The 21787-nt window shown below is 67.8% G+C and carries 16 protein-coding genes and 1 pseudogene; 11 read left to right on the top strand and 6 right to left on the bottom strand.

All coding sequences use genetic code 11. The annotated features are described in order from the left end of the window. Positions 1–86: 86 nt before the first annotated feature. Positions 87–482, bottom strand: a complete 396-nt coding sequence (locus ABE463_RS01135) for a hypothetical protein (RefSeq protein WP_346466940.1) — start codon at positions 480–482, stop codon at positions 87–89. Next, positions 479–1834, bottom strand: a complete 1356-nt coding sequence (locus ABE463_RS01130; protein WP_346466939.1) for an MFS transporter — start codon at positions 1832–1834, stop codon at positions 479–481. The genes ABE463_RS01135 and ABE463_RS01130 overlap by 4 nt, the downstream gene beginning before the upstream one ends. A gap of 106 nt (positions 1835–1940) precedes the next feature. Between ABE463_RS01130 and ABE463_RS01125 the strand changes: the two genes are divergently transcribed. Then, positions 1941–2837 (top strand): LysR family transcriptional regulator, encoded by an 897-nt coding sequence (locus ABE463_RS01125; RefSeq protein ID WP_346466938.1) that lies wholly within the window; start codon positions 1941–1943, stop codon positions 2835–2837. Positions 2838–2875: 38 nt separating this feature from the next. On the opposite strand, the gene ABE463_RS01120 is transcribed toward ABE463_RS01125, so the two are convergent. Together ABE463_RS01120 and ABE463_RS01115 are read right to left on the bottom strand one after the other, a co-directional pair. Continuing rightward, entirely contained in the window at positions 2876–5695 is a 2820-nt protein-coding gene (locus tag ABE463_RS01120; RefSeq protein ID WP_346466937.1) for a glycoside hydrolase family 3 C-terminal domain-containing protein, read from the bottom strand. A 267-nt stretch (positions 5696–5962) separates the two neighbouring features. Then, positions 5963–6406 carry a helix-turn-helix domain-containing protein gene (locus ABE463_RS01115; RefSeq protein ID WP_346466936.1) on the bottom strand — a complete coding sequence of 148 codons (444 nt, stop codon included), beginning with the start codon at positions 6404–6406 and terminating at the stop codon, positions 5963–5965. Positions 6407–6481: 75 nt separating this feature from the next. Between ABE463_RS01115 and ABE463_RS01110 the strand changes: the two genes are divergently transcribed. The 8 genes and pseudogenes from ABE463_RS01110 to ABE463_RS01075 form a co-directional block, all read left to right on the top strand. After that, positions 6482–7819, top strand: a complete 1338-nt coding sequence (locus ABE463_RS01110; RefSeq protein WP_346466935.1) for an MFS transporter — start codon at positions 6482–6484, stop codon at positions 7817–7819. Then, entirely contained in the window at positions 7741–8175 is a 435-nt protein-coding gene (locus ABE463_RS01105; RefSeq protein WP_346466934.1) for a VOC family protein, read from the top strand. Before ABE463_RS01110 ends, ABE463_RS01105 begins: the two co-directional genes overlap by 79 nt. 256 nt (positions 8176–8431) lie before the next feature. Beyond that, positions 8432–9049, top strand: a complete 618-nt coding sequence (imuA, locus tag ABE463_RS01100; protein WP_123729486.1) for a translesion DNA synthesis-associated protein ImuA — start codon at positions 8432–8434, stop codon at positions 9047–9049. Between the two features lie 9 nt (positions 9050–9058). Next, positions 9059–10474: a DNA polymerase Y family protein gene (locus tag ABE463_RS01095; protein ID WP_346466933.1), complete on the top strand. Its 1416-nt coding sequence runs from the start codon at positions 9059–9061 to the stop codon at positions 10472–10474. Further along, on the top strand, positions 10471–13572 hold the full coding sequence (locus ABE463_RS01090) for an error-prone DNA polymerase (protein ID WP_346466932.1): 3102 nt from the start codon (positions 10471–10473) through the stop codon (positions 13570–13572). Before ABE463_RS01095 ends, ABE463_RS01090 begins: the two co-directional genes overlap by 4 nt. Positions 13573–13683: 111 nt before the next feature. After that, entirely contained in the window at positions 13684–14190 is a 507-nt protein-coding gene (locus ABE463_RS01085) for a hypothetical protein (RefSeq protein WP_310443673.1), read from the top strand. A gap of 109 nt (positions 14191–14299) precedes the next feature. Then, positions 14300–15067, top strand: coding sequence for a YggS family pyridoxal phosphate-dependent enzyme (locus tag ABE463_RS01080; RefSeq protein ID WP_346466931.1), 768 nt, complete (start codon positions 14300–14302; stop codon positions 15065–15067). Positions 15068–15236: 169 nt separating this feature from the next. Beyond that, positions 15237–16523: pseudogene (locus ABE463_RS01075) on the top strand (chloride channel protein); the annotation flags it as partial. Between the two features lie 91 nt (positions 16524–16614). Here ABE463_RS01075 and ABE463_RS01070 read toward each other — a convergent pair. After that, positions 16615–17601: an MDR family oxidoreductase gene (locus tag ABE463_RS01070; protein WP_259259810.1), complete on the bottom strand. Its 987-nt coding sequence runs from the start codon at positions 17599–17601 to the stop codon at positions 16615–16617. Positions 17602–17699: 98 nt separating this feature from the next. Then, positions 17700–18344: a helix-turn-helix domain-containing protein gene (locus ABE463_RS01065; protein WP_346466930.1), complete on the bottom strand. Its 645-nt coding sequence runs from the start codon at positions 18342–18344 to the stop codon at positions 17700–17702. Positions 18345–18471: 127 nt separating this feature from the next. On the opposite strand from ABE463_RS01065, the gene ABE463_RS01060 reads away from it, so the two are divergent. Continuing rightward, the gene (locus tag ABE463_RS01060; protein ID WP_346466929.1) at positions 18472–20754 is read left to right on the top strand and encodes a TonB-dependent receptor; all 2283 of its coding nucleotides are present in this window, start codon (positions 18472–18474) and stop codon (positions 20752–20754) included. 17 nt (positions 20755–20771) lie between these two features. After that, complete coding sequence (locus ABE463_RS01055) at positions 20772–21683, top strand: tyrosine-protein phosphatase (RefSeq protein WP_346466928.1); 912 nt, start codon at positions 20772–20774, stop codon at positions 21681–21683. The last annotated feature ends 104 nt before the right edge of the window (positions 21684–21787 follow it).

Below are 21787 nucleotides of genomic sequence, written 5' to 3'. Positions count from 1 at the left end.
GCAGTGATGGCAACTCCCGCAGCCTAGCGCCGCGGGCGCTGCCCCGGTAGATGCCGATCGGCCTGTTCCGTGGCCATTTCGCGCATTCAGCCGCCAACCACCGTTTCGTGCAAAGCCTGCCAGCGCAGCGTGCCGTCCGGGCGGCTCACGAGAACCGCCATGGCCTCACGTCGATGGCCGGTGCCATCCGCGCCGACCTGATCCTCGCGATAGCGCACCGCGCAGGCGGCGGGCGCGAGCGGCAGGTACTGCATTGCATCGACCGTGATCTGCAGCCCGGGCCGGCTGCCATGGGCGGAGGCGAAGAGGTCGGCGAGCGCGGGCTTGTCCAGGCGGATGCCACGGATCCCGACCATGCTGAAGTCCTCGCTGAAACGGGCCAGCAGTGTGCCCAGCGCAGCCACCGGCGAGCGGCCGGTGAACCAGTCTTCGATGAGCACATGCAGGTCATGGATCTCGTTGAAGGCAAGCGTGTCATTCATGGGGAGGCTCTCAAGGCAAGGGAAGACGCCGGCAGGCGCCATAGCAGAAGCATCGGCAGCAGGCTCATGGCCGCCGCGAGCATCAGGGTGAGCGGGAACGCGTGCGCTGGCAGCATGGAGGACAGCACTGCCAGCACACAAGCCAGCAGCGCGGCGGCCAGACAGAAGCTGAGTTGGCGGTTGAGATTCCACAGCGCACTGCCCGGCAGCAGCTCCGCGTCCGCCAGCCTCTGGAACGCGAGCGTCTGCGCGCTGCTGCTGCACAGGCTCCCGCCCAGCCCCATCAGCGCGAAGGCCAGTACTGGCAACCACGGCTGACGGGCCTGTATGCCGATCAACAACGCGATGCCGACCGCCTGGCATCCCATGCCGGCACTCAACAGCGGGCGCGCCCCGATGCGTGGCAGCCAGTGCCGTGTGGTGGCGATCGCGCAGGCCGAGGCGATCGCCCACGGCAGCATGAAGCCACCGATGGCCGCGGCGCCGTAGCCGTGGCGATGCAGCAGCAGCGTGGCCACCAGCTGGGTGCCGATGAAGGTACCTGGCACCAGCAGATAGATCAGCATCGCCAGCCGCAGCGAGGCATGCCGCAGCAGCGACCACTGCAGGACCGGATGATCCGTAAGGCGCGCACTGCGGGCATACAACGCCAGCACCAGGGTGGCGACCACGAGCAGGCCCGCGCCGAGCATCCGCTGCCCCGGCTCTGCCAGCAGGCTCAGCGCAACCAGCAACACGCTCAGGCCCAGTGAGCCCAACAGCAGCCCGCGACGGTCCAGCGCCAGTACGGCCACCGGCGCACCCGGGCGCACCCACGCGGCCGCCAGCGCCAAGGCCACCATGGCCAGCGGCACACTCACCAGCAACACGCCGCGCCATGAGCCCCACTCCACCAGCACACCGCCCAGCGTGGGCGACAGCGCCGGCACCAACAACGCCACCGCCATGATGCGGGCGGTCAGACGCGCGCGGTCGGCCGGCGGGCATTCGCGGTAGGCCATCGCCTGCCCCACCGGAATCAACAATCCGCCACCCAGCCCCTGCAGCAGGCGCCAGCCGATCAGCCACTCGATGCTCGGCGCGGTGCCTGCCAGCACAGCGCCCGCGCTGAACAGCGCCAGCGACAGGCACAGCACCCTGCGCTCGCCAAGCCGCGCGGCCAGCCAGCTGCCCAGTGGAATCACCAGGGTCAGGCCGAGCATGTAGGCGTTGCCGATCCACGCCAGCTGCGGCACGGAGGCCTGCAGGTCGGCGGCGATGGCCGGATACGCGACGGTACCGATGAACATGTTCACCAGGTCCAGCGAGAATCCCAGCAGGTACAGCGTTTCCACCCTGGCCCGGTATGTCATGCGGTGCTCCGATTGCGAGGCGGCAGCATGCGCGTTGGCGGCGGCTGGATATACGGGCAACCGGATGCAAGACTGTCAAACCTTTTTTGACAGTCAGAGCGCCGCCATGGTCAGCCTGGACCGCTTCGAGACCTTCAAGGCGATTGTCGATGCCGGCAGCCTGACCGCGGCCGCGCAGCGCCTCGGCCAGAGCCGCGCGGTGGTGAGTTTCAATCTCAAGCGACTGGAGCAGGAACTCGGCGTGACCCTGCTGGTGCGCAATACCCGCAGCCTGGCACTGACCGAGGCCGGCGAACGCTTTTACCAGCACTGCACTGCCCTGTTGGCGACTGCCGAGCTGGCGATCGAGGAGGCACGCAGCGAACAGCTGCAGCTGCGTGGCACGCTGCGGCTGACCACCACGCCGGAGTATGCGATCGCCCGGGTCGTGCCCGTGCTGGAATCCTTCCGCGCCCTGCATCCCGAGCTGCGCCTGCACCTGTCCACCTCACCGGCGCCGGCGGACCTGATTCCCGAGCGGTTCGATCTGGCGATCCGGTTGGGGCGGCTGCAGGACTCGCAGCTGCGCGCGACTCTGCTGGACGAACACGCGCTGTGCGCGGTCGCCGCGCCGTCGTTGTTGTCCACGCTGCCGGATGATGCCGCGCGCGATGACCCGGACTGGGTCCGTACGCTGCCACGATTGGGATATCCGCGCCTGGCGGATCTGCCGCTGGTGGCGCCCGATGGCAGCGACCAGCTGTTTGCCTGCAACCCCGCCCATGCGGTGGTTACGGTCGATAACGCCTCCACCCTGCGCGCATTCGCGCTGGCCGGGGCCGGCGCGACGGTATTGCCGCAGTGGTTGATCGATGACGATCTGGCGCAGGGCCGGCTGCTGCCGATCCTGCGCCGTCATCATTTCCCGCGCCAGGGCGTCTATGCGGTGTTTCCCAACACTGCACAGCCCTCGCGCCGGGTCCGGCTGCTGCTGGCGCACCTGCGCGAGCATCTGCCGGGGTGACCGGAGGCACGACCCACGGTCGTGCCCTGCCCGTCAGCTCAGCGGACCACCTGCTCGGCCAGCTCCAGCGGCACGCGCTGCACCGGTGCATTGGCCGCGCGCGAGAGCTGCACTTCGTACTGCCCACCGGCGATCTTCCACTGCTTGGCAGCGGTATCGAAGCTGGCCAGCGTCTTCGGCTCGGCTTCGATGCGGATCCGGCGGCTTTCGCCCGGCTGCAGCGTCACCTTCTGGAAGCCGATCAGGCGGATCGGCGTGGTGCTGCCCTGCGGCAGCTGCAGGTACAGCTGCGGCACGTCCGCACCAGCGACCTTGCCGGTGTTGCGCACGTCCACGCTGGCGACCACACGCTGGCCTTCCACCACCACCTGCAGGTTGTCGTAGCCGAAGCTGGTGTAGGACAGGCCATGGCCGAACGCGTACTGCGGGGTCAGGCCCTTGGCGGCGAACCACTTGTAGCCGACGTTGGCACCTTCGATGTCGTAGTCGATGGTGTCATCCGGCTTGTTCTTCGGATTGAAGCCCAGGCCGTTGACGTGCGGGCGCGGCAGCTGGCTGACATCGGTCGGCCAGGTCACCGGCAGGCGACCGGACGGATTGACCTTGCCGGTCAGCAGCGCGGCGATGCCTTCACCGCCCCGGATGCCCGGATACCAGGCCTGCAGGATGGCCGGCACCTGCTGCAGCCACGGCAGCTCGACCGGGCCATTGGTTTCCAGCACCACCACGGTCTTCGGGTTGGCCTTGGCCACCCCGGCGATCAGCTTGTCCTGGTTGTCCGGCAGCTGCATGTGCGGCAGATCGACCGATTCGGCCGACCACTGCGTGGCGAACACGATGGCCACATCGGCGGCAGCGGCAGCGCGCGCGGCGGCCGCCACATCGCGGCCATCCACGTAATCGATGCGGGCATCCGGACGCTCGGCGCGCAGCGCTTCCAGCGGCGAGGACGGGTGGAAGATCACCGGGCCCGGCCAGGTGGTCGGCATCACGCCCGGCACCGCATTGGTGCCCCGCGCGGTCCAACCCACCATCGACGAACCACCCCCACCGATCACGCCCTTGTCGGCATGGCCACCGATGATCACGATGCGCTGCACGTCCTTGCCCAGCGGCAGCAGATCATCGGCATTGCGCAGCAGCACGCTGCCTTCTTCAACGGTGCGCTGCGCGGCGTGGAAGCCGGCCTCATCATCGATCGGCTCATGCACCGGCGGCAGATCGAAGTTACCGTGCGCGAACATGGTGCGCAGGATGCGGCCGACCATGTCGTCCAGGCGCGCCTGCGGCACCACGCCACCGGCCACGGCCAGGCGCAGCGGTTCGTCGAAATAGACCGCCTTGTCGAACACTTCACCGGCCGACTGCTGGTCCAGACCGGCCAGCGCCGCCTTGGAGCCACTGTGCACGCCACCCCAATCGGACATCACGAAACCGGGGAACTTCCATTCCTGCTTGAGCACCTCGTTCATGAGGTAATCGTGTTCGCAGCCGTAGGTACCGTTGATGCGGTTGTACGAGCACATCGCCGAACCGGGCTTGCCGATGTCCATGGCGATCTCGAAGGCCAGCAGGTCCGATTCGCGCATCGCCTGCTCGCCGATCTCGGCACTGTGGAAATTGCGCGAGGTCTCCATGTCGTTGAGCGCGAAGTGCTTCATCGTGGAGATGACGTGCTGGCTCTGCACGCCGCGGATCGACTCACCGACCAGCACACCGGCCAGCAGGGGATCTTCACCGGCATATTCGAAGTTGCGGCCATTGCGCGGATCGCGCTGCAGGTTGACGCTTCCGGCCAGCAGGATGTTGAAGCGCTGCTGCCAGGCTTCGCGGCCCATGGTGGCACCGCCAGCGAAGGCGATATCCGGGTTCCAGCTGGAGGCCGTGGACGGGCCGGACGGCATCGCGGTGGCATGGTCACCCTTGCGCAGGCCGCCCGGATTGGTCACGCCGACACCGGCATCGGCCGACTGCTGCGCCGGAATGCCCAGGCGCGGCACGCCCGGCACGAAACCGGCCGAACCGACCGCGCCTTCCGGCAGCGGACCGCCGTCTTTGCCCAGCCCGAAGTAGCTGTGCAGCATCTGGAACTTTTCGTCCACGGTCATCTGCGCGACCAGCGCCTTGGCACGGGCATCGGCATTCAGACCGGTGTCCATCCACGGCGTGTCGCCACCCACCGGCGCGGCATAGCCCAAGGTCAGCAACGTGGCTGCGGTGGTGCCCTTCTTGCCCTCATGGGTGCGCAGCTTGATCGCCGCCGACGTGGCCGACTGGAAGCCATCGCTGAAGTAGCTTTCATTGGCTTCCAGCGCGACGCGCGACGGATCAAAGCCCGCGGTGGTGGCCGCATCGGCGCTGACCGCACCCAGCAGCACGGCCGGTGCACCCAGCCGCGACCCGGTGACCAGCGGCGGCAGTGCCGCGGCATCGGCGGCGCTGGTGTACAGCGCGACCACGTGGCGGCCATCGTTGAGGCGCAGGTAATTCAGCGATGGCCGCTCGGTGCCCGATTCGGCCTCGATCGGCAGGCGGGTCAGCACGACGCTGCCGGTCTGCTGCGCGGCGGCAGGATCGGCGGTCACGAAACGATAGTGGTAGCCCAACGCATCGGCCAGACCCTGCAGCGGATCCACGCGATCGGCGCGGCGCTCCACGTTGCGCACGGTCAGTGCGTCGACCTGCAGTTTCTCCAGCTGGGCGGCGACCACGGCCGCATCCAGATCGCCCGGAGTCTGCTCCAGGGTGAGCACGGTGAACGCGTCGGTGGTGGCGACCGGGGCGGCAGCCCAGGCGGAAGCGCTCAGCGAGAGCGCGATGGCGGCCGTCAGGGCCAGGGGCTTTGAAATCGTTTTCATGAGCGGACGAAACACCTTTGCTTGCGCAATAAATCCAGGGAGTCTTGCCGCAGAAGGGTGCAGCGCCATGTCGGCGGGAACCACGCGCGGGCGCGCGGAACCGTTTACAACGCAAGGCGATGACGGCTACGTCCAGGCCCCTCCGCCCGTCGTGACAGCCGCACCACCCGGGAGGCCCTGACCAGCGCCTCACCCCCGAAGAGTGTCCGAGCCTGTTCATGCCTGTCAACAGGATGCTTACATTTGAGACGCCAGGGGCGCTCCCTTTTACGCCGAAACCGGCTTGATCACCGCTGTAGCGGCGGCCTCCACGACCCGCCCGCGCTGGTCGCGCGGCTGCATCGGTGCCAGCGGCAATCCATCGCTGGCGGCCTGCAGTACCGAGCGCGGCTCGCCCGGCGCGAACAGGAATGCCTCGCCCCATTGGCGCAGCGCCACCACCAGCGGGAACAGCGCGCGGCCGCGCTCGGTGAGCACGTACTCCTGATAGCCGCGGCCCTCGCCCAAGGGCTGCTGGGCCAGCACGTCTGCCTCCAGCAAGGCCTGCAGGCGCTGGCTGAGCATGCTGCGCGACATCCCCAGGCGGCGTTGGAAGTCACTGAAACGGCGCGCCCCATCGAAGGCCTCGCGCACGATCAGCAGCGACCAGCGGTCGCCGACCAGATCCAGCGCGCGCCCCACCGGGCAGGAGGTAGTGGCATCGGTTGTCATGAGCGGGCTCCTTTCCGGGTTTTATTTTAGAACCAGATACCCCAGAATCAACTGGTTCTATTTTGAGACTCAATGATGGCGATCATCGCCCAGCCCAGTGCCTCCCGCCTCCCGTCCGCCCTGCTGCTGTTGTTTGCCTGCGCCGCCGGCCTGAGCGTGGCCAATGTCTATTACGCCCAACCCTTGCTGGACGCCCTGGCCGCCGATCTCCAGATCAGCACCGCCCGCATCGGCGCGGTGATCGCCGCTACTCAGCTGGGCTCGGTCGCCGCGCTGCTGTGGGTGGTCCCGCTGGGCGACCGCATGGACCGTCGCCGCCTGATGGCGATCCAGACCGGTGGCCTGGTGCTGTCCCTGCTGGCCGTCGCGCTCGCGGCCCAGGCCTGGGGCCTGCTGCTGGGCATGCTGATGGTCGGCCTGCTCGGCACCGCGATGACCCAGGGGTTGATCGCCTATGCCGCCGCCACTGCAGGCGAGCACGAGCGCGGTCGCGTGGTCGGCGCCGCACAGGCGGGCGTGGTGGTCGGGTTGTTGTTGGCACGCGTCGTGGCCGGTGCGGTAGCCGATCTCGGCGGATGGCGGGCGGTGTACCTGCTCTCGGCGGCGCTGATGGTGGTGACGGGCACCTTGCTGTGGGCACGCTTGCCACGGCTGCCGGTCTCGACGCCCCCCACCGCGCGAACCGGGTTGATCGCCTTGCTGCAGCAACAGCCGATGCTGCGCCAGCGCGGCATGCTGGGCCTGCTGCTGTTCACTGTGTTCGGCCTGTTCTGGAGCAGCATGAGCCTGCCACTGAGCGCACCGCCGTATACCCTCAGCCACACCGCCATCGGCGCCTTCGCGCTGGTCGGCCTGCTCGGTGCGTTGGCGGCGGCACGCAGTGGGCACTGGAGTGACCGGGGCCATGCCAGGCGGATCACCACCGGTGGCCTGTGGTTGATGCTGCTGAACTGGCTGCCGATCGCCGCGATGTCCCACCACCTGGGCTGGCTGGTGCTCGGCGTGCTGCTGCTGGATCTGGCGGTGCAGGCGCTGCATGTGACCAACCAGAGCCGGATTCTGGCCGCAGCCGCGCACGCACAGGCCCAGGTGATCGCCGCCTACATGCTGTTTTACGCTGCCGGCAGCGGGCTGGGTGCGCTGGCCGGCAGTGCGTTGTATGCCGCGTTCGGCTGGCCCGGGGTCTGCACGGCGGGTGCCGGTGTGTCGCTGCTCGCGCTGGTGGTGTGGTGGGCGATGCCGGGTTATCACGCCATCACCGGTGGTCATGAGCCCTGCCCGATTCCCGGTGGATCGCGGATCGATAATGACCGCTCACGTCCCGGAGTCACCGCATGCCCCCACACCGCCACTTCGATCAACTCTGGCGCGACCGCAACGACACCTCCCGGCAACGCAACCCCCGGGTGCTGATCCGGGTGTTCGTCGGCCCGGGCGAGCTGGAAGCACGGGTGGCGTTCTACGAGCAGTTGCAGGGCGTGGTGGCCGATGCGGGCTTTCCATTCCCCGAGGCCGGCCTGCGCCTGGCGATGGTCGGGGCGTTCTTGCTGATCGAAGGCGCGCCGGACAAGCTGGCCCCGTTCACTTCGACCACCGGCACGCTGCTGGTGGATGACGTGCAGCCCTATTACGACCGGCTGGTGGCGGCCGGGGCGCAGATCATCTTCCCGCTGCAGGTCGTGCCCACTGGCGCGGCCTTCAACGCCGTGCATCCGGATGGCACCGTGGTCGAGTACGTGCACCACCGGCCCGATCCGCAGGGGCGCTGAGTAGATCCACGCCATGCGTGGATGCCCTCCATCACGCGCGTGGCCATCCCATCTGGCGCGCTGCCATTCCGCTCTCCTGAAGCATTCAGCACCCTCAACCGGTTCGGAATCCGGCCGTCGAATTCGTTAGCATTTTTACTAATTGCGGGTAGGATTGTCGGTCTCAGCCTTTGACACGCGTGCTGCCGATACTCGCCGCCATGCCCTTGTTTCCTACCCGTTTCCGCCTGCTCCAGCCCTGCCGGGAGGCCCGCTGATGGGCGCCGTGCTGGCCCTGGACCGGCTGCTGGAGACCCGTCGGGTCTGGCGGGGGCAGCCACGTGCGGCCTTCCCGGAGGTGGCCCCGCATCCGACCGGGCACCCCGCGTTGGATGCCCGCCTGCCCGGCGGCGGCTGGCCGCCCTCGGCGCTGTCGGAGGTGCTACTGGCCTCGCCCGGGGTCGGTGAGCTGGCCCTGGTCTGGCCGACGCTGGCGCGGCTGAGCCAGCAACAGCAGACCGTGGTGCTGATCGCCCCGCCGCACCTGCCGCATGCCCCGGCCTGGGCCCGCGCCGGGTTGGCACTGAGCCAGGTGCAGGTGGTCCAGGCCAGCCCGCGCGATGCGTTGTGGGCTGCCGAACAATGCCTGCGTTCGGCCGCCTGCGCGGCGGTGCTGTGCTGGCCGCAGCAGGCCGATGACCGGGCGCTGCGCCGGCTGCAGGTGGCGGCCGAAACCGGCCAGTGCCTGGGCTTTTCCTTCCGCGATGCCCGGCACGCGCGCAATCCCTCCCCGGCCGCGCTGCGCCTGCAGCTCGACGATGGCCAGGTGCGGGTCCTCAAATGCCGTGGCGGGCTGGCACCGGCCCAGCCGCTGCCGCTGGCCGTGGCCCATTGAGCCGCCGCCATGGACTGGGCCTGCCTGCTGCTGCCGCACCTGGCGCTGGATGCTGCCCTGCGCCAGCAACCGGACCCGGCCGCGCCACTGGTGCTGGTCACCGGCCCGGCGCAGCGGCGCGTACTGCATGCGGTCAGTCCCTCGGCGCGGCAGCGGGGGCTGCGCCGCGGCATGCTGCTTTCGGCCGCGCAGGTACTCACCCGCGACATGCTCACCGTGGAGTACGACCCACGCGCCGAGCAGTCCACCCGCCAGTTGCTGGCCAGCTGGCTGTACGGCATCAGCTCGCAGGTCAGCCTGGATTTTCCGCATGCGATGGCGTTGGAGATCCGGGCCAGCCGCGCGCTGTTCGGTGATTGGCCGAAGGTCGAGCAGCGGCTCACCCGTGGCCTGACCGAACTGGGTTTCCGGCATCGGCTGGTGGCCGCACCCAATCCGCATGCCGCCAGCGTGCTGGCCCGCGTGCATGGCCGGCTCGGCGTGGATGCACATCAGTTGGATGCCGCACTGGCACAGGTGCCGATCGAACGCAGCGGGTTGCCGGTCGAAGCGGTCACCGTGCTGGCGCGCTCGGGCCTGCGCACGCTGGGCGCGGCGTTCAGCCTGCCGCGCGAGAGCCTGGCCCGGCGCTTCCCGCCGCAGGTGCTGGCGCATCTGGATGCGCTGCGCGGGATCAGCACGCCGCCACTGCGCTACTTCCAGCCGCCGGACCGTTTCGATGCGCGCATCGAGTTCGAGTACGAGGTCGAATCCACCCAGGCCATGCTGTTCCCGTTGCGGCGTCTGACCGCCGATCTGGCCGCGTTCCTGTGCTCGCGCGATGGCGGCGTGCTGCAGTTCGATCTGTGGTTCGAACACGAACACCACTCCGATACGCGGCTCTCGATCGGCCTGCTCGCGCCCGAGCGCGAACCGGCGATGCTGTTCGAGCTGGCCCGCAACCGCGTGGATCATCTGCAGTTGCCGGCCGGCAGCCGCGGCCTGCGCCTCCAGGCCGAGCAACTGCCACCGTTCGTGCCGGCCGCACGCGATCTGTTCGACCCGCGCCCGCAACAGGCCATGCCGTGGGAACAGCTGCGCGAGCGCCTGCGCGCCCGGCTCGGCGATGACGCCGTGCAGGGGCTGGGGCTGCGCGCCGATCATCGGCCCGAACGCGCGACCGGTGACGCCCAGGGCGCACCCAAGGCTCCGCCTCCGGTACTGCCGATGCGCCCGGGCTGGCTGCTGGCCCAGCCGCAGGCGCTGCAGGACCCACACCTGCGCATCCTGTCCGGGCCGGAGCGGATCGAGTCGGGCTGGTGGGATGCCGACGACATCCGCCGCGACTATTACGTGGTCGAAACCACGCAAGGCCAGCGCGGCTGGGCCTATACCGCCGCTGATGCACGCAGCGGTCCGTTCATGCTGCACGGCTGGTTCGCATGAGCGCACCGCTGCCCGGATACGCCGAGCTGCATTGCCTGTCGGCCTTCAGTTTCCAGCGCGGCGCGTCCATCGCCGAGGAGTTGTTCGCGCGTGCCAAGGGCCAGGGCTACCACGCGCTGGCGATCACCGATGAGTGCTCGCTGGCCGGCATCGTGCGCGCCTGGCAGGCGGCGCAGAAGCACGCACTGCCCCTGATCACCGGTGCCGAATTCCAGCTGGAAGATGGCCCGAAACTGGTGCTGTTGTGCACCGACCAGGGCAGCTACGCCGCGCTGTGCCAGCTGATCACCACCTGCCGCCGGCGCGCGCCCAAGGGCGAGTACCGCTGCCTGCGCAGCGACATGGAACAGCTGCACGCGGGCCTGTTGTGCCTGTGGGTCGCCCCCAGCCCCGGGATCGAGGATGCGCAGTGGCTGCAGGCCTGTTTCCCGCAGCGCCTGTGGCTGGCGGTTGAACTGCATCGCGAGGCCGACGACCGCGCGCGCCTGCAGCGCCTGCGTCGTTTCGGTCGCGACCAGGGCATTCCATTGGTGGCCAGCGGTGATGTGCACATGCATGTGCGCCGCCGCCGCGCGCTGCAGGACACCCTCACCGCGATCGGCCACCACTGCACGCTCGGCGAAGCCGGCTGGCGCCTGTTCCCCAACGGTGAGCGCCATCTGCGTACCCGCCAGGCCCTGGCCACGCTGTACCCGCCCGAGCTGCTGGCCGAAACCGTGCGCATCGCCGAGCGCTGCCACTTCGATCTTAAACAACTGAAGTACACCTACCCGCGCGAGCTGGTGCCGGCCGGTCACGACCCGGCCAGCTGGCTGCGGGTGCTGGTGGAAGAAGGCATGCAATGGCGTTGGCCAGCGGGCGAGACGCCCCAGCAACGCCACCAGATCGAACACGAACTGGCGCTGATCCACACCAAACAGTACGAGTCCTACTTCCTGACCGTGCACGACATCGTGCGGTTCGCGCGCCGCCAGCAGATCCTCTGCCAGGGCCGCGGCTCGGCCGCCAATTCCTCGGTGTGTTACGTGCTGGGCGTGACCGAGATCGACCCCAGCGAGATGGCGCTGCTGTTCGAGCGCTTCATCTCCGCCGAACGCGACGAGCCGCCAGACATCGACATCGACTTCGAACACGAACGCCGCGAGGAAGTGCTGCAGTACGTGTTCAACCGCTATGGCCGCGAACGCGCCGCCTTGACTGCCGTGGCGATCAGCTACCGGGGCCGCAGCGCGGTGCGAGATGTGGCGCGGGTACTGGGCCTGCCGCCAGACCAGGTCAACGAACTGGCCGCCTGCCTGGACCGCTGGAGCAGCCACGAGCCACTGCCCGAGGCCCTGCGCGAGCGCGGCTTCGATCCGGAGACCCCGCTGATGCGGCGCGTGGTCGCCCTGACCGCCGAACTGGTCGACTTCCCGCGCCACCTGTCCCAGCACCCGGGTGGTTTCGTGATCTCCGAACACCCCCTGTCCACGATGGTGCCGGTGGAGAACGCGGCCATGGACAACCGCACCGTGATCCAGTGGGACAAGGACGATCTGGATGTCACCGGGCTGATGAAGGTGGACTGCCTGGCACTGGGCATGCTCACCGCCGTGCGCAAATGCCTGGCGATGCTGGAAGCGCATGGCGAGCCGAAGATGGGCATGGCCGATATCCCCTCCGGCGATGGCCCCACCTACGACATGATCTGCCGCGCCGACACCCTGGGCGTGTTCCAGATCGAGTCGCGCGCCCAGATGGCGATGCTGCCGCGCATGCAGCCGCGCTGCTTCTACGATCTGGTGATCGAAGTGGCGATCGTGCGCCCCGGCCCGATCCAGGGCGACATGGTCCATCCGTATCTGAACCGACGGAAGCAGCTCAAGGAAGAAGGCATCGAAGAGGTCGACTACCCGCCCGAGCTGGAGAAGGTCTTCAAACGCACCCTCGGCGTGCCGTTGTTCCAGGAACAGGTGATGCAGCTGGCGGTCGCCGCCGCTGGTTTCAGCCCCGGGCAGGCCGACGCACTGCGCCGCTCGATGGCCGCGTGGAAGCGCCACGGCGGGCTGGAGCCGCACCGCGACAAACTGCTCGCCGGCATGGCCGCCAACAACTACAGCCGCGAATACGGCGAGCGCCTGTTCGAGCAGATCAAAGGCTTCGGCAGTTATGGCTTCCCGGAAAGCCATGCGGCCAGCTTCGCGCTGATCACCTATGTCAGCTGCTGGCTCAAGTGCCACCACCCTTCCGCGTTTGCCGCCAGCCTGATCAACAGCCAACCGTTGGGGTTCTACACGCCGGACCAGATCCTGCAGGATGCGCGTCGCCACGGCGTACCGGTGTTGCCGGTGGACGTACGCTACAGCGACTGGGACTGCACGCTGGTGCCGCCCACCTCGCCGGGCCGACCGTTCGGCATCCGCCTGGGCCTGCGTCTGGTCGATGGCTTCAGCGAGGCGGTCGCCACCGGCGTGGTGCAGGCTCGCCAGCGCGCGCCCTTCGAGAGCGTGGCCGACCTGAGCCAGCGCGCGCAGCTGGACCGTCGCCATCAGGGTCTGCTGGCCGATGCCGGCGCACTCAAGGGCTTGAGCGGCCATCGCCATCGCGCGCGCTGGGACGTCTCCGGCGTGGAGAAGCCGCTGCCGCTGTTCGAGGCTGCACGCGCCACCGCCGAAGCCGCCGTCCCGTTGCCGCTGCCCAGCGCCTTCGAGGACATGCAGGCCGACTACAACACCACCGGCACCACGCTGGGCCGGCACATGGTCTCCTTCATCCGCAGCCAGCTGCGCCAACGCCGCTGCCACCGCTCCGACGAACTGGCCACCTTGCCGCACGGGCGCAGCGTGCGCTTTGCCGGGCTGGTGCGCATGCGCCAGCGCCCGCAGACCGCCAGCGGGGTCACCTTCCTCACCCTGGAAGACGAATGCGGCATGGTCAACGCCGTGGTCTGGCGCAAGATCGCCGACCGCCAGCACCGCGTGCTGGTCGAAGCCCAACTGATGCAGATCGATGGCCGGCTCGAACGCGTGGACGGTGTGCAGCACCTGATCGTCCGCCAGATGCACAACATCGACCCCCTGATCGACGGCGTGCGCACCCACAGCCGCGATTTCCGCTGAGCCATCCCGTGACCGACTTCACGCTCTGAATGCAATTCCAGACTTTTCCGACTGGTGTCGTGAATGGCCTATCCGGTATGGTCGCAGCCTTCCAAGGATCCGGAGAACTGCATGTCGCGCGCGTTGACTGTCACCACGCTGGTCATTTCCAGCCTCGCCCTGGCTGTCTCCGGCTGGACCGCGCTGCAGTTGCATCAGAGCCAGTCCGATGAGCGTGTCATCACCGCACGCGGCCTGGTGATCCGCGATGCCACGGGCCAGGCACGGGTGATCCTCGGCGCGCCGGTCCCCGATCCGCTCACCAAGGGAGTGACCCAGGGGCCACGCGCATCACCGCTGTCGGGCCTGATCCTGCTGGGCGCCGATGGCTCCGAGCGCGGCGGCTACGGCACTGTCGATGTCGGCGATGAGGCCATCCTCACCCTGGACGATGCCAGCGGTACCACCGAGGTGTTCAAGGTCACGGCCAACCCGGACCGCGGCGCCACGCTCGTGGTCAAGCATCAGAACAGCACCGGTGCGATGTTGACCTCCTGGCAGGGCAAACCGGAGCTGATCTTTCTCAACGACGACGAACAGACGCACTACATCAGTCCGCACTCCGCTGCCGCGCCCTGAGCAAGCTGGCGGTGATTTTCAGATAGCGCTATGACACCCTAGCCGTTGTCATGGGACCGTCCTGCACGCGCGCCACCGCGCAGCAGCCGTCCCCGCTTCTGGAGTGCTCATGCCCATTGCTGCCCCCACCTGGCCCCAGGCCACCACCGTCGATGAGATCCGCCGCAACCTGGCGGCGGTGCGCGAGCGCATCGCACGCGCCTGCGCCCTGGCCGGCCGCGACCCGGCCAGCGTGCGTCTGCTGCCGGTCAGCAAGACGGTCGATGAAGCCCGCCTGCGCCTGGCGTGGGACGCTGGCTGCCACGAGCTGGGCGAGAACAAAGTGCAGGAAGCGCAACGCAAGGCCGCCGCCATGGCCGACCTGCCTGGCCTGCGCTGGTCGGTGATCGGCCACCTGCAGACCAACAAGGCGCGCGACGTGGCGCGCTTCGCCAGCGAGTTCCAGGCCTTGGACAGCCTGCGCGTGGCGCAGGCACTGGATCAGCGCCTGGAACTGGAGCAGCGCACGCTGGACGTGTTCGTGCAGGTCAACACCTCCGGCGAGGACAGCAAGTACGGCCTGGACCCGATCGCGGTCGCCGATTTCGTGCAGCAGCTCCCCGCGTTTTCGAACCTGCGCGTGCGCGGGCTGATGACCCTGGCAGTGTTCTCGCCCGATCCGGAACAGGTGCGGCCGTGCTTCGTGCGCCTGCGCGAGCTGCGCGAACGGCTGCGCCCCACGCTTCCGACGGGGATCAGTCTGGAGGAACTCTCGATGGGGATGTCCGGCGACGTCGAGATCGCCATCGAAGAAGGCGCCACCGTCGTGCGTGTGGGCCAGGCCATCTTCGGCGCGCGCTCGACGCCGGACAGTCTCTACTGGCCGACGCCGTCCTGACCACGCATCGCTGATCGTCTCTCACTTGGCAGGAAGGAACCGCCGAAAGGCCGGCCCATGGCCCAGCAGTTGATCTTCGGCACCTCCATGCTCACCGGGCGACGGTAATCCATGGCGATCTCCCAACCGACAGATTGGGTGAAAAAGCCTGCCAGACCCCCGTGAGACAATGTGGTTCATGACTTCACCGGACTCTCAACGCCCGCTCCTGTCCAGGGACGCGTGGAAGCGCCGTGCGGCGCTGTGGGGCGGCGCGGTAGCCGTCGCCTTGGTCGCCATCGTGTTCGCCAAGGCCAGCGACGCGGCCTTCCGGGTGTTCCAGTGGATCATCGCGCATTCGATCTGGTGGGCGCTGCTGGTGACGCCGGCGGTGTTCGCCCTGTTGGCCTGGCTGACCAGTGGCGCACTCAAGCCGACGCGTGGCAGCGGGATTCCACAGGTGATTGCCGCACTGGACGTTGCCACGCCCGAGTTCCGGCGCGACAACCTCTCGCTGAAGGTATCGGCCGGCAAACTGGCGCTGACCACACTGTCCCTGCTCGGAGGTGCATCGGTGGGCCGTGAAGGCCCCACGGTGCACGTCGGTGCCAGCCTGATGTACATGTTCGGTCGCTGGTTCGGCTTCCGTGACCCGAAGGAGTTGTCGCATTTCCTGCTGGCCGGTGGCGCAGCCGGTATCGCCGCCGCGTTCAATACACCGCTGGCCGGCATCGTGTTCGCCATTGAAGAGCTCAGTGGCCGCTTCGAGCACCGTTTTTCAGGCACGTTGCTCACTGCGGTCATCGTCGGTGGCGTGGTGTCGCTTGGCCTGCTCGGCAACTACACCTACTTCGGCAAAGTAAGTGCCACGCTCCCGTTGGGCCAGGCATGGCTGGCGATCCTGGTGTGCGGCACGGTCGCAGGCCTGCTCGGTGGCGTGTTCGCCAAGGCGGTACTGCTCACCATGGCGGGCCGACCGCGGTGGCTGGGCAGGCTGCGCCAGCGGCACCCGGTGCTGCTGGCCGCCCTGTGCGGGCTCGCGCTGGTGCTGCTGGGTGCTGCCTTCGGCGCGGGTGCATTCGGTACCGGCTACGAGCAGGCCAAGGGACTGGTCCAAGGTGGCGCAACCGTCGGGCACGAATTCGGCCTGATGAAACTTCTCGCCAATCTGGTGTCGTACGTTGCCGGCATTCCGGGCGGGTTGTTCTCGCCCGCACTGGCCGTCGGTGCCGGGCTGGGACACAACCTTGCCGCCATCATGCCGTCCGTCGATGAGCGCATCTTTGTCCTGCTGGGCATGTGCGCCTATCTGACCGGGGTGACCCAGGCCCCGCTGACCTCTGCGGTCATCTCGCTGGAACTGACGGACAGCAGCGACTTGCTGCTGCCCATTCTGGCGACCGTCCTGATCGCGCGCGGCGTCTCCGGGCTGGTCTGCCGCGTGCCGATCTACAAGGCCATGGCCGAACAGCTGGTCAGGCAGCTGCCGGGCCCCCACCCGCCTTCGGCCTAGCGCACTGGCGAGAGGCTGGAACCCCAGCCCCTCGCCCGCGTGCGGCGCGGCAGGATCACGCGTTGACGTCGACTACCGTGCGGCCCTGCACACGCCCCTGCAGCACCTGCTCGGCCAGCGCCGGAACGTCGGCCAGGCCGATTGTCTGTGTAGTACGGGCCAGCTTGCCCAGATCCAGATCGGTGGCCAGTCGCCCCCATGCCTGCTCGCGGGCCGCATAGGGCGCGTTGACCGAATCTATGCCCGCCAGGGTGACGTTGCGCAGGATGAAGGGAAGGACGGAGCCCGGCAGATCCGCGCCCTGGGCCAAACCAAATGCAGCCACCACACCGCGATAGCGGGTCTGCGCCAGCACGTTGGCCAAGGTATGACTGCCCACCGCATCGATCGCACCGGCCCAGCGCTCCTTGGCGATCGGCGCACCGGCCCCGGACAGCGTCGCGCGGTCGATGATCTCTGCCGCACCGAGTTCCTTGAGATAGGCAGATTCCTCCAGTCGGCCGGTCGACGCGACGACCCGGTAGCCCAGCGTGGAGAGCAGTGCGATCGCGATGGACCCGGCACCGCCGTTGGCGCCCGTGACCAGGATGTCACCCTGATCCGGTGACACGCCGCCATGCTCCAGCGCCAGCACCGACAGCATCGCGGTGTAACCGGCGGTGCCGATGGCCATCGCTTCCTGGCTGGAAAACGCCGTGGGAATCTTCACCAGCCATTCGCCCGGCACACGCGCCTTCTGCGCATAGCCGCCATGGTGGGTCTGGCTCAAGCCCCAGCCGTTGACCAATACACGGTCGCCCGGCGCGAAGCCGGGATGAGTGGAGGTTTCGACCACACCGGCCAGATCGATGCCGGGGATCAGCGGGAAGGTGCGGATCACCGGCGAACGGCCGCTCAGCGCCAGCGCGTCCTTGTAATTCACCGTGGAGTACTCCACGGCAACGGTGACGTCGCCAGGCATCAGGTCCTGCTCGGTCAGGTCGACGACGCCAGCACTGATGGCGTCACCGTTTTTGGTCGCAAGAAGGGCTTTGAAGGACATGGGATCTCCGGTTCGGGTGCATAAGGGGCATTGCAGACCGGACCAGTGTGCGTAAGGCGCTGTACCGTCCTGTTAAATCACCCTGATCGGCGGGTACCTCACTCCCCCAGCACGCTCGCAATTGCCACCGCAAGCAGGCCCCGCACGGTCTCCGCCGCGAGGTCTGGATCGCGCACTGCGCGCATCGCCAGCCCCTCAACCAGCAACCGCATCAGCAACGTCCGCCGTTCCAGATCGGCGTCCTCCAGCGTGCGACCACGCGCGATGTCGTGCTGCCGAAGCCAGCCGGTAATGGCCGCGCTGGTCTGCCTGTCGTGCCGGCGCAGCACGTCTGCGACCACCGGATCGCGGTGCGCTTCAGCGGTGATCTCCGCATACAGCGCGACATTGGCGATGGCATTGCCACGGGTTTCCAGCGTCTCCCCGCGCGCCCACAGCTGGTAGCAACGCAGCAGTCCGTCAACCAGATCGGCCGCCGCCGGCATGTGGCCGATCGCGTCCTGGTCGTAAGTGAGCTGTCGTTCGATCAGCGCCAGGATCAGCGCACGTTTGTTCTCGAAGTAGCGGTACATCAGGCCCTGGCTGATCTCCGCCTCTGCGGCGATGTCACTGATCGAGCCGGCATGGAAGCCGCGGGCGATGAAACAGCGCTGCGCGGCATCCAGGATCCGCTGGCGCTGCGCTTCGGCACGCACGGCTGCAGCGTCTTCGGCGGGGGCGCCGGAAAGGGGGGTAAGCGTCATTGCTCGTCGTAGATGGCGTCCAGTTGAAGGGTGATGGTACGACAACCGGACACTGAATGAACGGTCATTCATCTGTCATTTTGCGCGCACAGACTGCGCCGGCCCCCTCCTCCCGTGAACGAACCCGATGCGCCACGCCCAGCTGCACCGCCGCCTGTTAGCTCTTGCAATCGCTACCGCCCTGCCCGGCCTCGCCGTGGCCAATGACGCCGCCCCCGTCGCTACCGCCGATACCGACGCCCGCGACGTGGTCGCGCTGGACCAGGTGGTCGTCACCGCCCAGAAGCGTGCTACCAATCTGCAGGACACCCCTATCTCCGTGTCCGTGGTGGATGCCGAAGCATTGAAGGATCGCAGCGCGATCTCGATCGGCAGCCTCTCCGATGGCTCGATCCCCTCACTGCGTGTCACCCCGTTCGCCACCCGCAGCTCGGCGCTGAACATCGGCATCCGCGGAATCGGTGCCTCCGGTGACGCCAACCAGCCGGCGCGCGATGCCGGCGTCGGCGTGTATGTCGATGGCGTGTTCATGGGCCGCGCGCAGGGCCTGGGAAGCATGCTGTATGACGTGGAGCGCATCGAAGTGTTGAAGGGCCCGCAGGGCACCCTGTTCGGCCGCAACACCGAAGGCGGCGCGGTCAGCATTGTCACCAAACAGCCCACCGGCGAGTTTGGCGGCAGCGTCAGCGCCGGCGTCTCCAACTACAGCGGCTACACCACCGGCCTGCACCTGGACCTGCCGAAGGTGGGCGATGTGAGCTTCAAGATCGACGCCGTGCAGGCCAAACGCGGCGGTACCACCGACAACCCGATGCGCGGCGAGCGCGACTTCAACAGCTACGACAAGCGCGGCGCACGCTTCAGCGCGCTGTGGCAGCCCAGCGATGATTTCTCCGCGCTGTATGCCTTCGACCGCTCCTACGATGCCACCACGCCGTACCACACCCAGTTGCTGGTGCCGGGCGCCTACGTGAGCCCGCTGCAGAAGGCCGGCGCCAGCGGGGATCGACGCGATTCCGCCATCCTCGGTGGCCCGCAGGAAGACAACATCGGCCGTACCAGCGGGCATCTTCTCAACCTTGGTTGGACCCTGAGCGACAGTCTGGAACTGAAGTCGATCAGTTCCTACCGTGAACTGACCCAAGGCCAGTTCGACATGGGTCTGGTCGACGCGATCTCCGCCTATGGCGGCCCCAACACGCCGTTCGGCCGCTACAGCCTCGCCCAGGTCTACCAGCACCAGTACAGCCAGGAATTCCAGCTGATCGGCACCACCTCGCAGGTGCAGTTCCTGGCCGGTGCCTTCTACTATCACGAAACCGCCGGCGACAACGCGCAGACGCCCAACATGCTGCTGTGGGGCCCCGGCGGCAACAGCTACACCGTCAACCCCGCCACCAACCCCTTGAACCTGGGCAACGTGCGCATCGACCGCGCCAGCAAGGCGTGGACGGACAGCCTGGGCATCTTCGGCCAGGCCACCTGGACGCCGGCCTCGCTCGAACGCCTGCACCTGACCGCCGGTGGCCGCTACACGCGCGATGACAAGAAGGGCAGCCTGTACATCGTCAATGGCGCCGCCAAGGATCTCGCCTTCGATGATGCCTGGGGCCGCTTCGATCCGATGGTGAACATCGCCTATGACCTCGGCGAGAACGCCATGGTGTATGCCAAGTACAGCACCGGCTTCAAGGCGGGCGGCGCCAACTCGCGCTCCACCACCTATACCGCCTTTGCGCCCGAAGAGGTGACGGCGATCGAGCTCGGCTTCAAGTCGCAGTTCTGGGACAACCGCGCGCGCCTGAACCTGGCCCTGTTCGATTCGAAGATCGAACACAAGCAGATGGATTTCTCGCTGCCGTTCGATCCCAACAGCGGTGAAACCCGCACCACGATGGTCACCACCAACGCGCTCAGTAACGGCACCTCACGCGGTGCGGAGCTGGAGTTCAGCGTGATGCCGGTGGACAACGTCACCGTGGGCTTGAACTACGCCTACACCCGCATTGATGCGCAGAGCGCGGTCGACCCGTTCGGTGCCGGCGTGCAGGTCACGGTGCAGCCATTGCTGGCGCCGAAGAACGCCGGCAGCGTGTCGCTGGACTATCTGGTGCCGTTCGCCAACTTCTCCGCGCTGAAGCTCCACCTGGACGGCAACTGGTCCGATGGCTACTACACCAGCGAGTACGACCAGATGCTCACCGACAGTTCCTTCATCGTGAACGCCCGTGTCGCCCTGATCAACGTCCCCCTCAACAGCACGGGCTCGACCATGGCCGTCTCACTGTGGGCGCGCAACCTGCTGGACGAAGAACACCTGTTCTACAAGCTCAACAACGCCTCACTGGGCCAGAGCGGGATCTTCAATGACCCGCGCACATACGGCCTGGACGTCACCGTCAACTTCTGATCGCCCTGGAGATCCCGATGAACCTTCGCCGCACCCACCTTGCCCTTGCCGTTGCCCTCAGCCTGCCGATGCTCGCTGGCGCCGGCCTCGCACTGGCCCGCTCGCCCGTCACCGATACCGCCGCCGCGCCCGCCACCGCGGCGAGCACCAACGTGCAGCCGGTCGCCGCCGACGCGCAGCGCGTCATCGCGCTGCAGGGCGCCTGGAACACGCGCACCTTTGCGGGCCTGCAAGGCAGCCATGGCCCGATCCCGGCCAGCGCCTTCGTGCGCACCTCGGACCTGGGCCGTCTGACTGCGGCCGACCGCGACGCACTCGCCGCTGCCGGTGTCACGCTGGATATCGACCTGCGTACCGCCGATGAGCAGGCGCAGTCGCCGGACCTGCTGGCCAGCGACGCGCGCTTCGCCTACCAGCGCACCTCGCTGATGGGCACCGAGAAGATGGACCTGCAGAAAATGATGACCACCTTCCCCGACTCGCTGGGCGCAGCCTATGTGCAGTGGCTGGATCACAGCCAGCCGCAATTCAAGCAGGTCTTCCAGCGCATCGCCGCCGAGCGCGACGGCACCGTGCTGTTCCACTGCACCGCCGGCAAGGACCGCACCGGCATCATCGCCGGGCTGCTGCTGGACCTGGCGGGTGTGTCCCGGGCGGACATCGTGCACAACTATGCGATTTCCGCGCACTACCTCGAAGGCCAGCCCAAGGACAGCGCGATGAACGCGCAGATCATGGAGCTGATCAAGCAGAACCCGGAGATCGGCAGGAAGATGGCCGGCATGTCGGGCACCGCACCGGAGAACATGGAGATGTTTCTCGCCGCTCTGCATACGCAGTACGGCGGTGCCGAGGGCTATCTGAAGTCCATCGGCGTCAGCGAGGCGGAGATCGATCAGTTGAAGGTGCGGTTGGGTCAGGCGGGCTGATCAGACCAGCGTGTCGCGTGTCGGCCACGGATGGCCCACACGTCACGCACTGCATGCCGCATGCCGCATGCAGGCGCTCGCCACTGGCAGGACGTGCAATGGGC

The sequence above is a fragment of the Stenotrophomonas sp. TWI819 genome, from assembly GCF_039673075.1.
Taxonomy (GTDB): Bacteria; Pseudomonadota; Gammaproteobacteria; order Xanthomonadales; family Xanthomonadaceae; genus Stenotrophomonas; species Stenotrophomonas rhizophila_B.
The sequence above is the reverse complement of the archived record's forward strand: the minus strand, read 5'-3'. Positions and strand labels throughout refer to the sequence as shown.